At 38.3% G+C, this 14922-nt stretch carries 14 protein-coding genes; 6 read left to right on the top strand and 8 right to left on the bottom strand.

Annotated features, from left to right (window positions below; genetic code table 11):
- Window positions 1-153 precede the first annotated feature (153 nt).
- The 8 genes from J5A55_RS11120 to gcvT all read right to left on the bottom strand — a co-directional run bounded on the left by J5A55_RS11120 (window position 154) and on the right by gcvT (window position 9455).
- Window positions 154-864, bottom strand: a complete 711-nt coding sequence (locus tag J5A55_RS11120) for a LytR/AlgR family response regulator transcription factor (RefSeq protein ID WP_004381771.1) — start codon at window positions 862-864, stop codon at window positions 154-156.
- On the bottom strand, window positions 839-1918 hold the full coding sequence (locus tag J5A55_RS11115) for a sensor histidine kinase (protein WP_004381772.1): 1080 nt from the start codon (window positions 1916-1918) through the stop codon (window positions 839-841). Before J5A55_RS11115 ends, J5A55_RS11120 begins: the two co-directional genes overlap by 26 nt.
- A 550-nt stretch (window positions 1919-2468) precedes the next feature.
- Complete coding sequence (locus J5A55_RS11110) at window positions 2469-3071, bottom strand: riboflavin synthase (RefSeq protein WP_004381774.1); 603 nt, start codon at window positions 3069-3071, stop codon at window positions 2469-2471.
- Between the two features lie 498 nt (window positions 3072-3569).
- Complete coding sequence (gene lpdA, locus J5A55_RS11105; protein ID WP_004381775.1) at window positions 3570-4937, bottom strand: dihydrolipoyl dehydrogenase; 1368 nt, start codon at window positions 4935-4937, stop codon at window positions 3570-3572.
- A 57-nt stretch (window positions 4938-4994) separates the two neighbouring features.
- The gene (gene gcvPB, locus J5A55_RS11100) at window positions 4995-6485 is read right to left on the bottom strand and encodes an aminomethyl-transferring glycine dehydrogenase subunit GcvPB (protein WP_004381776.1); all 1491 of its coding nucleotides are present in this window, start codon (window positions 6483-6485) and stop codon (window positions 4995-4997) included.
- Window positions 6486-6514: 29 nt separating this feature from the next.
- Complete coding sequence (gene gcvPA, locus J5A55_RS11095; RefSeq protein WP_004381777.1) at window positions 6515-7825, bottom strand: aminomethyl-transferring glycine dehydrogenase subunit GcvPA; 1311 nt, start codon at window positions 7823-7825, stop codon at window positions 6515-6517.
- Window positions 7826-7937: 112 nt separating this feature from the next.
- Entirely contained in the window at window positions 7938-8321 is a 384-nt protein-coding gene (gene gcvH / locus J5A55_RS11090; RefSeq protein ID WP_004381778.1) for a glycine cleavage system protein GcvH, read from the bottom strand.
- A gap of 48 nt (window positions 8322-8369) precedes the next feature.
- Entirely contained in the window at window positions 8370-9455 is a 1086-nt protein-coding gene (gcvT, locus tag J5A55_RS11085; RefSeq protein ID WP_004381779.1) for a glycine cleavage system aminomethyltransferase GcvT, read from the bottom strand.
- A gap of 232 nt (window positions 9456-9687) precedes the next feature.
- Between gcvT and J5A55_RS11080 the strand changes: the two genes are divergently transcribed.
- From J5A55_RS11080 to J5A55_RS11060, 6 genes are all read left to right on the top strand, one after another.
- Entirely contained in the window at window positions 9688-10776 is a 1089-nt protein-coding gene (locus tag J5A55_RS11080) for a 4Fe-4S binding protein (RefSeq protein ID WP_004381780.1), read from the top strand.
- 695 nt (window positions 10777-11471) lie between these two features.
- Window positions 11472-13049: an NAD(P)/FAD-dependent oxidoreductase gene (locus J5A55_RS11075; protein WP_004381781.1), complete on the top strand. Its 1578-nt coding sequence runs from the start codon at window positions 11472-11474 to the stop codon at window positions 13047-13049.
- A 160-nt stretch (window positions 13050-13209) separates the two neighbouring features.
- On the top strand, window positions 13210-13701 hold the full coding sequence (locus J5A55_RS11070) for a transposase (RefSeq protein ID WP_155813757.1): 492 nt from the start codon (window positions 13210-13212) through the stop codon (window positions 13699-13701).
- A gap of 165 nt (window positions 13702-13866) precedes the next feature.
- Entirely contained in the window at window positions 13867-14148 is a 282-nt protein-coding gene (locus J5A55_RS12440) for a helix-turn-helix domain-containing protein (RefSeq protein ID WP_004381783.1), read from the top strand.
- Complete coding sequence (locus tag J5A55_RS12435; RefSeq protein ID WP_234396037.1) at window positions 14148-14309, top strand: hypothetical protein; 162 nt, start codon at window positions 14148-14150, stop codon at window positions 14307-14309. Before J5A55_RS12440 ends, J5A55_RS12435 begins: the two co-directional genes overlap by 1 nt.
- Complete coding sequence (locus J5A55_RS11060; RefSeq protein ID WP_346266986.1) at window positions 14267-14905, top strand: IS630 family transposase; 639 nt, start codon at window positions 14267-14269, stop codon at window positions 14903-14905. Before J5A55_RS12435 ends, J5A55_RS11060 begins: the two co-directional genes overlap by 43 nt.
- Window positions 14906-14922: the final 17 nt, after the last annotated feature.

Raw genomic sequence — 14922 nt, 5'->3', positions numbered from 1 at the left:
AAGATATTAGTGATAGTTATTGAAATTGTATAATAAATAATGAACAATTACACATTTAAATTGGAGGTGAATTATCCCCAAACTAAAGAATTTATATAACTCTAATAACATAAAAGGTAGTTAGAAAAACCTAACTACCTTTTGCATATTCAATTACAAAGTATGTCCATCTAAGAAGTCTTGTAATCTAACCTTATAACTATCTGATATCGGAAGGATCGCGCCACCGATGACAATCCGAAAACGATCAATTCCATCCACTTTTTTCATGTGTATGATATAAGATCTATGAACACGCATAAATTCTGGTTTAGGAAGAGCCTCTTCTATCTTCTTCATGTTCATCAAACTCATAATAGGTTTATGACCATCTTCCAGATATATCTTTACATAATCTTTCACTCCTTCGATGTAAAGTATATCATCAAACATGATTTTGACCAGCTTATACTCACTCTTCACAAAGATAAAACGATCATTTGAAGCATTCTCTGATTGACGTACACTCTTAAACCACTCTAAAGCCCTATTTGCTCCTGCTAAGAAATTGTCATAGCTGATAGGCTTCATCAAGTAATCTATAGCATTAGCCTTGTAACCCTCAACAGCATACTGACTAAATGCCGTTGTAAAAATTATCTTTGTCTCTTTGGGAAGTATCTTTGCAAATTCCAATCCACTTAATTCAGGCATCTGAATATCTAAGAAAATAAGATCTACTCTATTCCCTCGAATGGCTCTAATACCTTCTACGGCACTGTTGAACACTCCTATCAGATTCAAAAAAAGAGTTTTCTTTGCATAGCTAGCAAGTAAATCTGCCGCTAATGGCTCATCATCAATGATTATGCAATTTAGTGTCATAGATTATTATTTTAGACGAATATATGTTCATTTTACTATCATATTTCTTTTCCCATCGGTATTTACCAGAATAGGCGAGCTCTAAGCGGCGTTCGACTTGCTTTAGTCCAATACCATGTCCACTCCTTTCTTCCTTTGTTTTCGGATAATTACTATTTTCTATAGCAAACATTATGCGTTCATCGTTCGCATCCAATAGAATGTGAATAAAGTTCTTATGGTTAGGACTTATACCATGCTTGAAAGAGTTTTCAAGCAGTGAGATAAATATCATCGGAGCAACTTGAATATTGCATGGTTCTGGTATATTACATTCTCGTTTAATTTCAATATTATCGGGAATACGAATCATCATCAACTCGATATAGTTGTTCAAGAACTCAACTTCTTCTTTTAAACTTACATACGGCTGCTGATAATCATACAAAATATGGCGCAACATCTTTGAGAGATCAATGATTGCCTTTTGCGCTTTCTCAGTATCAAAAGCTGTAAGAGCATAAATATTATTCATCGTATTGAGCATGAAGTGTGGATTCACTTGCTGACGAAGATTAATCAATTCTGCTTTTGTCATAGCAGTTTCAGCTTCTCGCTTCTCTTCTTCAGCTTTCGACCAACGTTGTGCCATCAATACAGAGGTTGCAGCTCCCGCACAGATACTCAAATTAAAGATATTACGAGTAATGAAGAAAAGATGTGGATTTATATTCTCTTCCACATTCTGCAACAACAACTGGTAAGAAAACGAAATAATATATCGTTCAGTCCCCGTATAATACAACCATTCATGTTGTGCTATAGACAAAAATAAGATTAGAACAATATTATATATCCAAAATTCTTTCTCATTACCTTTAAGTAGCTTTGGTGCAAAAACGAAATAATTAATGTAGGCAACTATCATCATTGACAAAGGAACTATATACTGGGATAAGCTCTCTTGCCATGAAAATAAACCAAAGGGTGAGTATATGATAGGAACGAGGAACAAAGGAAGCCAAAGTACTATTTGACTCCAAAATACCTTTGATGTATAAATTTGTTTCCTCATTATTACTCTTTATTTATCGTATCTGTCACAATTCGCAAACAAAGATAATAAAACTTTCTGTAAAAAAAATGTATTATCAAAATATGTGAGTTATTTTTACATTTACCATATAGAAAATATATACTAAAGCCATGTAATTAACTAATTTTTATAATACAAACCCATATTCATACGAAAAGAAGGCGTATCAAAATACAAATACATTAATTAAAGTCTTTTGCTTTTTGATACAGGCAGAAAGCATACAAACATACTTTTCAATGACAGATTACATAAGGTGTTTTTAAAGAGACAGAAGGTACACAATGAAAACAAATATAGAATGTACATATTCTTTTAATCAAAATAACGCTTATCCTAACTAGCTTCCGTTAGGCACATCCCCTCCCTTGGAGGGGGCTTGTGAAGGCTTTTATCCTACCACTGGGTCAGAGTACCCTTCACTCCCCTCTCCGAATGGAGAGGAGGAGTAAAATGTACTATTTGCTGAGGTTTTACAAAGTCTGTCGCTAATGAGAGAGACTGCCTTTTTATTATAACATGACGATGATTATACCTTATGATAGAGGCGCGCAATGTATTTACCGATTATGTCAAACTCAATATTCACAGTAGAACCAAGCCGAATATCAGCGAAGTTCGTATTCTCTTTGGTGTACGGAATAATAGCTACTTTAAAGCTATTATCTGTAGGCTCGCAAACGGTAAGAGACACACCATTGACAGTTATCGAACCTTTATCAACAGCCAAATAACCTCTTTGAGCCATTTCTGGGTTAAGAGGATATTCAAAAGTATAATAAGTACTTCCATCAGCATCTTCCATATTAATGCACTTAGCCGTTTGATCAACGTGACCTTGAACTATATGCCCATCTAAACGACCATTCATCAACATTGAACGTTCAACATTAACTCGATCTCCTACTTTAAGTAAGCCAAGATTTGAATGTTCGAGCGTCTCTTTCATCGCTGTTACAGTATAGGTGTCGCCTTCAAACTTAACAACCGTCAAGCAAACTCCATTGTGAGCTACGCTCTGGTCTATCTTCAATTCTTTTGTAAATGAACAACGGAAAGTAAAATGGATATTTTCTTGCTCGTGTTCTATACGAACTAAAGTTGCCATTTCTTCTACAATACCTGAGAACATATAATTAATTCCTTTCTTTTCTCCATTGAAAGCTAGCTGTAGCAGTGGGAAACTAATATCCTTTACCTTATAATATAAGGATAGATATTTTCCGCATGGAGGAGTTTAAGATTTAGTTAATAATCTATAGATATATAAAAGGTGAGACTCCCATTTAGGAATCTCACCTCAATTCCCTCATCTCGTGTGGGTGGAATATGGAAAGTCGTATCGATGATGTGATGAAAAGTCCGAGTATCAATGATAAGAGAGCTCCTCGTCTTTGTAATCCACTGACCTTGCGGCTTAGTCGCTAAATGCAATTTATGTGGCCCGCCATTAACAAAAGAAGTCTTCTCGGGTTTTCTAATTTATTTGATGACTATCCCAATCGAATCGATACGACTAAATCTGTATCCTTTCGGCATGCAAAGTTAGTGTAAAGTTCTTTATCATCCAAACATTTTGCAATTTAAATATTTTCTCTTCAGAGAGACAAAACATATTACATTGATTATTTTACCCTATTAATGTATCTTGTAATATCTCACTAAGCGTTGGATGAATATGAATGATATCACATATTTCTTCTAACTTTATATCACGATTCATGAGTGCAGAAAGCTCTTGAATGAGATCAGCAGAATGGCTTCCATACGCATGTCCTCCAAGGATTAATCCATCTTCACCTATCAGGATTTTAATCATTCCTTCTGTTTCATTCATGCTTAAAGCCTTACCATTCGAACGATAAAAGCCTTTTCGTGTAGTATACGGAATCCCAGCTTCTTTACATTGATCTTCCGTCTTACCGACACTGGCTGCTTCTGGATAAGTAAAGATTGCAGATGGCATAATGTCAAGACGAATATTATCTTGTTTGCCGATAATGTGATTAACAGCACGGAATCCTTGGAAAGTAGCGGCATGTGCCAACATTTGACGAGCATTTACATCACCTATGGCATAAATACCCTTGATGTTCGTTTCCATATTATCATTAATAGGGATACCTTTTGGTGAAAACTCAATATTTGTTGAGTCTAATCCTACATCCATTACATTCGGTTGTCTACCCGTAGCAATAAGAACTATATCTGCTTCTATTTTAAATACCTTATCTTTTTTACGGAATACAACCATTGTTCCGAGATTATCTCCCTCCGCCGGATATATAATTTCTTCAACAGCACTCTGCATATAGAATGTCACACCTCTCTTTTCAAGTGTTTTTCTTAAGCGCTTTGCAATATCACTATCAATAGGAGGTAGACATTCCTTCATAAACTCAACAACAGTTACTTGACTTCCGAAAGCAGCGAAAGCAGAAGCGAACTCCATTCCGATAACTCCAGCACCTATTATAACAAGCTTTTCTGGTAATTTCTCAATAGAAAAAAGTTCTGTAGAAGTAACAACCGTGCGCTTAGACTTTGGACTATTTAAATAATCTTCCCTATTAATAAAAGGTGGGAGCTTTGCTTGAGATCCAGTTGCTATAATAATATTCTTTGCTTCTATCTGTTTTCCACCTACTTCTACTATATGATCAGACACAAAATGTGCTTCACCTTTTATCAAAGTGATATTGTGCTGACCTAATAAGGAACCAATCCCTTCTCTAAGTTGGTTAAGTACGCCTTCTTTTCTCTCTATCACTTTCTTGAAATCAAGTGAAGGAAGCGAACCAATGGAAGAAAGAGCAGTAAGGCGAACCTCAGCATCATGTGCAAGACATTTCGTAGGAATACATCCCGCATTGAGGCAAGTTCCGCCTAGTTGTCCTTTCTCTATAATAGTTACTTGAAGACCATTCTTAGCTGCGTAAGAAGCGGTTCGGTAACCACCAGGTCCCGAACCGATAATCAATAAATCTGTTTTATCCATATAAATCCTTATTAAATAGATTTATTATATTCAACATAGACTTTTCACAAACACAAATTAAGATTCTTCTCCCTTATCATTAACAAGTTGTTGATAGGTCAAGATAGGATGTTTTGCGGCAAGGACATCATCCACACGTCCAATAGGAGTATTGTGTGGAGCTTCTCTTAATAGATCTGGAGTATCTATAGCTTCTTTAGCAATAAGATGCATTGTCTTAATGAATCCATCTATGGTTTCTTTACTTTCATTCTCTGTTGGTTCAATCATCATAGCCTCATGGAACAAAAGTGGGAAGTAAATTGTTGGAGCATGATATCCATAATCAAGAAGACGTTTAGCTACATCCATTGTAGTAATACCAGTACTTTTATCTTTTAATCCATCGAATACAAATTCATGTTTGCACAACATATCAATAGGAAGTTCATAATCATCTTTCAGACATTCCTTTATGTAATTAGCGTTCAATGTCGCTAATAAACCTACCTCTTTAAAATGATCCTTACCCATTGTAAGTATATATGTATAGGCACGAAGAATCACGAGGAAATTACCCAAATAACCTCCAACATGAATATCTCCAACACTATTTTCTTCCTTCTTTCCAGCTCTCTCTATATAAAAGCCATTCTCATTCTTGCATACGTGAGGTTTAGGAAGGAATGGGATTAATTTCTCACAAACACCAACAGGACCAGAACCAGGACCACCCCCTCCATGAGGAGTTGAGAAGGTTTTGTGCAGATTAAGATGGATCACATCAAATCCCATATCGCCAGGACGAGCAATTCCTAATAAAGGATTAAGATTAGCACCATCATAATATAGTAATCCGCCACAGTCATGAACTAAACGTGCTATTTCGGGAATATCCTTTTCAAACAATCCAAGAGTATTAGGATTGGTCATCATCATACCCGCAATATCATCTCCTAATAATTTCTTTAGGTCATTGACATCTACAAGTCCATTTTCTGTACTTTTCACTTCAACAACTTCAAGTCCACATACTGCTGCAGAAGCAGGATTTGTACCATGGGCAGAATCTGGTACGATAACTTTTTTGCGCTTAGTATCTCCACGTTGGAGATGATATGAAGAAATGATCATCAGACCCGTCAACTCTCCATGCGCACCTGCATAAGGATTGAGCGTGACATCAGCCATACCCGTAATTGATGCTAATGCACGTTGAATATTATATTCAACTTCCAAAGCACCTTGCACTGTTTCTATCGGCTGGTGAGGATGAATTCCCGTAAAAGAAGGCATTGAAGCGATTTCTTCATTAATCGTTGGATTATACTTCATGGTACATGAACCAAGAGGATAAAAGCCATTATCAACTCCGAAGTTATTTCCACTATGGTTTGTATAATGCCTTACAACCGTAAGCTCATCACATTCTGGTAATTCTGCATCCTTTGCTCGTTTACATGATGATGGTAGAGTATGATTTCCAAAACTATTTTCTGGTAAGCTATAAGCACGTCTGCCAGGATGGGATAATTCAAATATCAGATTTCCATATAACTTGTTATTCATCGCAACTTATAATTTAAGACATTGTATAACTAGAATAATTCAATAAAGGAGTCAACCTCATCCTTGGTACGCTTTTCTGTAACAGCAATAAGAAGCTTATTATCATCAACTTTAATACCCGGAAGGAAGCCTTTCTTTATCGCCTTTTCAAAGAAATCATCTCGATTTTCCATTTCTATAAGGAACTCATTAAAGAACACTCTATTGTAAACTAACTTAGCTTTACCTGTACTAACAAGTTTTTCACATAGATAATGAGCAGCATCGTAACTTAATTGTGCAGCTTCTTTAATCCCCTCTTTACCCATAAGTCCCATGTAAATCGTAGCATACAATGCCATCAAACTTTGATTTGAACAGATATTTGATGTTGCTTTCTGGCGACGAATATGCTGTTCGCGTGCTTGTAAGGTAAGCACAAATACACGCTGTCCACGATTATCACGTGTCTGACCAACAATACGTCCTGGGAGTTTACGCATAAGCTTTTGAGTAGAACACATATAACCAGCGTAAGGACCACCAAAGCTCATTGGCAAACCGAGGCTTTGAATATCGCCGACAGCAATATCTGCCCCCCATTCACCTGGAGTCTTTAGCAAAGCAAGATCAGCGGCTACACTATTAATAATAAACATAGCCTTCTTTTCATGGCAAGCATCAGCAAAACCTGTAAAATCTTCTATGATTCCATAGCGATTAGGCTGTTGAACTATAACGCCAGCAATACCACCTTCACCTAATTCCTTCTTTACTTCGTCTAAAGTGGTAGCACCTTCTGCTGTTTCAATAGCTTTCAATTTAACACCATGGAAGAACGCATAAGTCTTTAGCACCGCAATGATATTCTCATTCAATGCTTCGGAATAAAGAATAGTATCAGCCTTTTTACTATTATTAAAAGCTATCATCATTGCTTCAGCCGTAGCGGTTGTGCCCTCATACATTGAGGCATTGGCGATATCCATACCTGTTAACTCTGCCATCATACTTTGGAATTCGAAGATATAATGGAGGGTTCCCTGAGAAATCTCTGCTTGATAGGGGGTATAAGATGTGAGAAATTCCGAGCGACTTACGATATTTGCGATTGCACTTGGGCTATAATGATCATAAACTCCACCACCGGCAAAGCAGGTAAGCATATCATTTTTTTTACCAAGTTTATCAAAAAAAGCACGAATCTCTAATTCGCTCATTGCATTCGGAATATCATATTCACCTTTAAAGCGGATCTCTTCTGGTATTTTCGAATAAAGCTTATCAAGATCCTTGAAGCCGATTCGATCAAGCATTTGCCGAATTTCTTCATTTGTATGAGGTAAAAACTTATGGTTCATTTTCGTATAGAGTTGTTTAGATATATGATAAAGAGAAAACAAATAGCAGGGAGTATAATAAATAAGGATGTAATAGGACAAACAAACCTTATTTTACCCCCTTTTATTGCTTTTAAGATTCTGAACAGAACTCCTCGTAACCTTGGGCATCCATAAGATCTTTTAATTCTGAAGTATCAGAAAACTCAACCTTGATAATCCAATTCTCGAAAGCGTCCTTATTAAGCAATCCCGGTTCATCCTCTAATGCCTCATTTATCTCTAAGACTTTTCCGGACACAGGAGCTTTTAGGTCGGAAGCTGCTTTGACGCTCTCAATTGCTCCAAAGTCCTCACCAACTTCGATATCATCATCCACTTCAGGCATATCTACATAAACAATATTACCTAATGCGTGCTGTGCATAATCCGTGATACCGATATAGCCAACATTACCACTTACTTTCACAAACTCGTGTGACTCTGAATAATAGAGTCCCTCAATTACTTTAGCCATAATAAATTATTTTTAGGTTTTTAATTCGAATAATATGTTATAACAGCACTACTTTTTGTAATGCTTATCATAGAATTTCTTTTTGACGACTATTCCCGGGAACGATTTCTTACGGATCTGAATCTCAAGTTTATCACCCATCTGGACAGAAGCATCAACCAATGCAACCGCACAGCTCTTTGGTGTTGAGATTAGACGATAGCCAGTTGTGACAACTCCTACCTCTTTTCCATCTTTCATCACCTTATATCCATGACGTGGAATAGCATTTCCTTCAAGAACAATACCACGAAGACGCTGACTAACACCTTCTGCTTTTTGCTTTTGAAGGGCATCTTTTCCGATAAATTCTTCCTTGTCCAACTTGACGAACATAGATAAACCTGCCATTACTGGAGATATTTTATCGGATAATTCATTACCATATAAAGGTAAACCAACCTCAAATCTCAATGTATCACGACATCCAAGACCACAAGGAGTAATACCTGCTGCGATGAGTTTATCCCACGCTTCATTAATATACTTAGGAGAACCATAGATCTCAAAGCCATCTTCTCCCGTGTAACCTGTGCGAGAAACGATGATTACCTCGCCATCCGTCTTGACTTGCCGTACTTCATAGAAGTTCAATTCCTTGGTACTTATCCCTAAAACGCTTTCTATTTTTGCCTCTGCTTCGGGACCTTGTAGAGCAAGTTGACCATAGTTTTCACTCTTATTCTTAATAACTACGTCGAATCCAGCAGCATTTTTTTCTATCCACGCTATATCCTTATCTATATTAGAAGCATTGATTGTCATCAAAAACACCTGATCTTCCAGCTTACAGATACAAGTATCATCAACAACTCCACCATCGGGATAACACATCATTCCATATAAAACCTTGCCTGCAGGTAGCCCCTTCACATCATTTGTAAAGATGTGATTGATATATTTCTCGGCTTCCGACCCAGTAACGAGTACTTCTCCCATGTGAGAAACATCAAAGACTCCACAATGCCCGCGTACAGCATTATGTTCTTCCGTAATGCCCGAATACTGAATTGGCATGTCAAAACCAGCAAATGGTGCGATGAGTGCGCCTAACGCAACATGTTTGTCATATAGACAGGTTCTTTTGTTATTCATATTTGTTTAGGTTTAATTTGTTCTTCTAAATGATAAATTGCGGATTTAGGTTCCATCTTATGGACTGCGCAAATATACGAATTAATTAAATTACCCACAAAACTTGCTTATTAAAACTATGTTAACAAAGCTAAAGTATAAATAAGTGACGTTATATCTCCTTGAGAATAAAGATAGTCTATTATTAATTTGTACTTTTGCACCTCACATTTTTGAAGTTTAGGATAGGCTTATGAAGAAATTACAGCAAACATTTATACTAATTACTTGTATCATTGTGATTGCAGTTGCAGCTGCACAACGCGATGGCAAAATATGGGGTGAACAATTATCTAATAACAAAAAAACGACAACGACCAATCAAATTGATACGCTTCGCACATTGGATGATGGTACGATTATTATCAATACAACTTATCTTGCAAAAGATGTAAAAGGATTTGGCGGTACAGTTCCACTGAATATATATATAAAGAATGGTAAAATTGAGAAGGTTGAGGCATTAAAGAACTCTGAATCTCCCGATTTCTTCCAAGAGGCAAGTGCATTACTAACTCGTTGGAATGGTAAAACTACCGAACAAGCTCTCGCAATGAAAGTAGACGGTGTGAGCGGAGCAACTTTCTCTTCCCGTGGAATCATAGGTAATATGAAAGCGGGCTTAGTATATGCTTCCAAGAAAGCGCAGCAGCCTTCAATTTTTGAAAAGATGGATTTGCGTGCTAAGTCGCTTATCGGTCTGTTAGTCGTCCTAATGGCTGCTATAATCCCTCTATTCGTAAAGAAGAAACGCTATCGCATTTTCCAACTTTCATTGAATGTTGTCGTTCTGGGACTATGGGGCGGAACCTTTATTTCATGGTCGGTTCTTGTTGGATTCATGTCAGGCGGTATCAACTTTTGGATATCATTCGTTCCAATAGTTATGCTCATTACAGCTTTCATCTACCCTCTTTTCGGTAAGAAAAATTATTACTGTTCGAATGTTTGTCCCTACGGAGCAGCCCAAGAGTTAGTTGGAATGACCAATCATCATAAATGGAAGATGAGCAAACGATTAGTGCAGAACTTAGAACACTTCCGTAAAATATTATTCTGGGTTCTAATGATTCTGATGTTAGCAGGCGTATGGTCGAAGTGGATGGACTATGAATTGTTCGTAGCCTTCATATTCCAATCAACAAGTTGGGTGGTGATTCTCATCGCAATCCTATTCCTCGTATTGGCAATCTTCATACCGCGTCCTTATTGTCGCTTTGTATGTCCGATGGGAAGCCTATTCAAACTTTCGTCAACATCATCAGTAAAGAAGCTGATTTAATCTATCAATCTCGGCTGGCAAGTGGTAAGAATTGTCTGTCGAGTTCTATCAGATCTTATCATCACGTAGGAGGATTTTCTCGAAAGTATATTCTAATCTTTTGTAATAGAATATTGCTAATTGCAAGCTTCTAATTGCGTTTTTTTCAATCAAACCCTTATTCTCATCCAAATATGCGAATTTTGAGCGATTTTTGATGCGTGATTTTAATTGCTTGATATATAGGAAGTTACAAAAACTACGCTTACTTTTGAGAGAGAAATCCTATCGTTTTAGGCAAAAAGTACCATCATTTTAGCAAAAACGTAGGTACATTTTACTAAAAACATATATACATTTCACCAAAAACGTATATACATTTCATCAAAAACGTATATACGATTCATCAAAAACGTATATACGTTTCACCAAAAACCAATATACGTTTCTAAAAAGCTCTATAAATGCTTTCTAAAAACTCTAGATTGAAAAAAGCGAATGTAAAATATATTTCCATTAAATGATCCTATGAAAAACAAGAAAAAGGGTGTTAATTTCCACATTATTCTATACGTCTGTAAGAATCGATTATTATTCGGTATCCGCCTTACAATGGAGGAAATATAAAACTTGGGGGTAGAAATAGCAAGAAATATTGCAATAGCTAACGATTTTCTCGATATATTTACCTAATTTTGCGTCAAAAATGAAGCTATATGACAGAGGAATTTCAGATACGCGTCTTACCACAAGTGGCATATAACGAGGCTAATTTGAAGGCATACATTGCTCAAGAGAAGGGATTGGATCAGCGAACAATCTATCGAGTAAGGGTTCTGAAGCGATCAATTGATGCGCGCCATCGTGATATTTATGTGAATCTGAAGGTACGTATTTATGTGAATGAGTTTCCACAGGACGATGCGTATACGAAGACCGACTATCAAGATGTTAGCAATAAGCCTTCTGTTATTGTTGTAGGAGAGGGACCCGGCGGCTTGTTTGCTTCTTTAAAACTCATTGAATTAGGCTTGCGTCCTGTCATTCTTGAACGAGGAAAGAATGTGCGCGATCGTAAGTTGGATATAGCTTTAATTAAGAAAACACAGGAAGTAGATTCTGAATCTAACTATTGTTTTGGTGAAGGTGGTGCTGGTGCTTATTCGGATGGTAAGTTATATACACGCAGTAAGAAGCGCGGTCCCGTTGATAAGATTCTGAATGTATTTTGCCAACATGGTGCGTCAACGTCTATTCTTGCTGATGCTCACCCACATATCGGAACAGATAAGCTCCCACGTGTGATTGAAAATATGCGAAATACGATTCTTAATTGTGGTGGCGAGGTGCATTTCCAAACGAAAATGACTTCTCTTATATTAGATGGCGACAAGGTTATCGGTGTAAAAGCTATTGATAATCATCGCAGTGCTTTAAGTGTTACTCGTGAGTTTTATGGTCCTGTTATCCTTGCTACTGGGCATTCTGCCCGCGATGTTTATCGTTATCTTGCGGAAGCTAATATTGAAATGGAGGCAAAAGGTATTGCTGTTGGCGTTCGTCTTGAACATCCGTCTCTTCTGATTGACCAGATCCAGTATCACAATAAGAATGGTAAAGGGAAATATCTCCCAACAGCCGAGTATTCTTTCGTTACACAAGCACAAGGGCGTGGGGTTTATTCTTTCTGTATGTGTCCCGGTGGCTTCGTTATTCCTTCAGCAACTGGTCCTGAACAGATGGTAACGAATGGTATGAGTCCTGCCAATCGCGGTACACAATGGTCTAATTCTGGTATGGTCGTTCAGCTTAATCCAGAAGATGTTGAAGGTGACGACTTACTTCGAATCATGCACTATCAAGAGAAACTTGAGCGTGACACATGGCAACAGGGTGATCGAAAGCAAACTGCTCCTGCACAACGTATGGCTGATTTTGTGAATAATCGCTTATCATACGATCTTCCAAAATCGAGTTATGCGCCTGGACTTATCTCTAGTCCGCTCCATTTCTGGATGCCATCGTTCATTACCAAACGACTCCAAGAAGCCTTCAAAACCTTTGGAAAGCAGGCACATGGCTTCTTAACAAACGAAGCAGTAATGATTGCTTCCGAAACAAGAACCAGTTCACCTGTTCGCATTTTACGTGATCGTGAAAAGCTCATGCACATTCGACTTGCAGGTCTCTTCCCTTGTGCCGAGGGTGCAGGATATGCTGGGGGGATTGTCAGTGCAGGTATTGATGGCGAACGTTGTGCAGAAATGGCAGCTGCCTATCTTGAACAGATATAGAAATATTGCTGTCCGGTAAACTTTTTTCAGATTATTGCTGTCCGGTAAATATTTTCGTTATATAAAAGTTAAGGACTAAAATCCTCTCTTGGATTTCAGCCCTTTTTTAACGGACAGCCGCGCAAAGGGTGAACAAAAGATATGGGAGAAGATTCTGTACATGATGGATTCAACTACGATTACCCTTTTTGACAACATCCTAAAGGGTGTAGGCAGACATCCTAAAAGTGGTAAGAAGAAAGATGGTATGAAGGTTCATACGGTGATGATGTATCATGTTGGTGTTCCCACGGTCGTACAGCTGCCCTCTGCCACTACGCATGATCAGTATCTGCTTAAGGAAGTGCATCTTCCTAAGGATGCAACCCTTACAATGGACAGAGCATACGTTGATTATGCACACTTTCAGCGACTTAAAGAGGAGGGCGTAGGCTATGTTACCAAGATGAAGAAGAACCTCACCTATAGGGAGCTGTCCTCCGTAACCTATGTAAGCCCTGACGGACTAGTTACACATACAGACAAGAAGATTATTTTTGAGAAGGGGGAGATAAGACATAAGGCAAGACGAGTGGAACTATGGGGTAATAACTCACATAAGTCTGTTGTCGTGCTGACCAGTAACTTTGAACTTAATGTAAAAAGACCTTGAGGAGATCTACAAGCGCAGATGGGCTATTAAGTCACTTTATAAGTAACTCAAACTATACTTTCCGCTGCATTTCTTCTATGATAACAGTATAAATGCCATACAGATACAAACATGGGGGTACGAAGTAGATAAGTAGATATTGAAAATTAGTTTATATCATACTTTGTGCGGACATATAAAAGAAGTACAACTATCGGAAAGATCAAGATTATAGAACAGACAGACAAAGAGCGTCTTCAGTTGGAGGAGGGCTTCCGCCGTGGTAAAAGCCATTCCTTCCGTATGCGTTGCCGTGCCATACTGTTGAAATCCAACGGTCTGACATCAAAAGAAGTCGGGATTCAGACAGAAATGACACACATATCAGTGAACTCATGGGTGAAACGGTTCGAGTGTGAAGGTTTCAAGGGCTGGCTACACGTCTCGGGCGAGGTCGGAAGCCGATAATGGACAGTTCTGACGAAGATGCGGTACGCAGAGCCATCGAGAATGCCCAGCAGGGTGTGAAGAAAGTGAAAGAAGCCTGGCAGCAGGCTTCCGGAAAGAAAGCGAGCGAAAGTACCTTCTGGGCTTTTTTATCCGCATTGGCGCGAGATATAGACGTATAAGAAAACGTCCCAAGGGTAGCCCCTCGCCGCAGCTCTATGCCTACAAGAGCGATAAGCTGCAGGAACTCGTACAACAGGAAAAGGACGATCTCATAGACCTTTACTATGGTGATGAGAGTCATATCTGCACGGATGGATATGTGCCATACGGTTGGCAGTTCTGCGGTGAAGATGTCTACATCCCCTCTGAGAGAGGTCTCCGGCTCAATATATTCGGTATGATAGACCGCAGGAATAGATATGAGGGATTCACTATGACAGAGAACATGACCGCAGATAAGGTCGCTGACTTTCTTGACCGTATGTCGCTCCGTATCAGCAAAAGAACCTTTGTAGTCCTTGACAACGCAAGTGTACACAGGTGCAGGCTTATGCGGGAGCTTCGTCCCCTATGGGAGAAGCAGGGGCTGTTCCTTTTCTTTCTCCCTCCTTATAGCCCACATCTTAATATTGCCGAGACTCTTTGGCGCATCCTCAAGGGGAAATGGCTCAGACCTATGGATTATCTCTATACAGACGCCCTGCTCTATGCCACCAACAGAGCTTTGGCGGCAATCGGGTCTGGACTCAAAATCAATTTTAACCATGTAGCTTAGTATAAATTAATTCTTAC

Origin of the sequence: Prevotella veroralis (assembly GCF_018127765.1) — a bacterium.
GTDB lineage: Bacteria > Bacteroidota > Bacteroidia > Bacteroidales > Bacteroidaceae > Prevotella > Prevotella veroralis.
The sequence above is the reverse complement of the archived record's forward strand: the minus strand, read 5'-3'. Positions and strand labels throughout refer to the sequence as shown.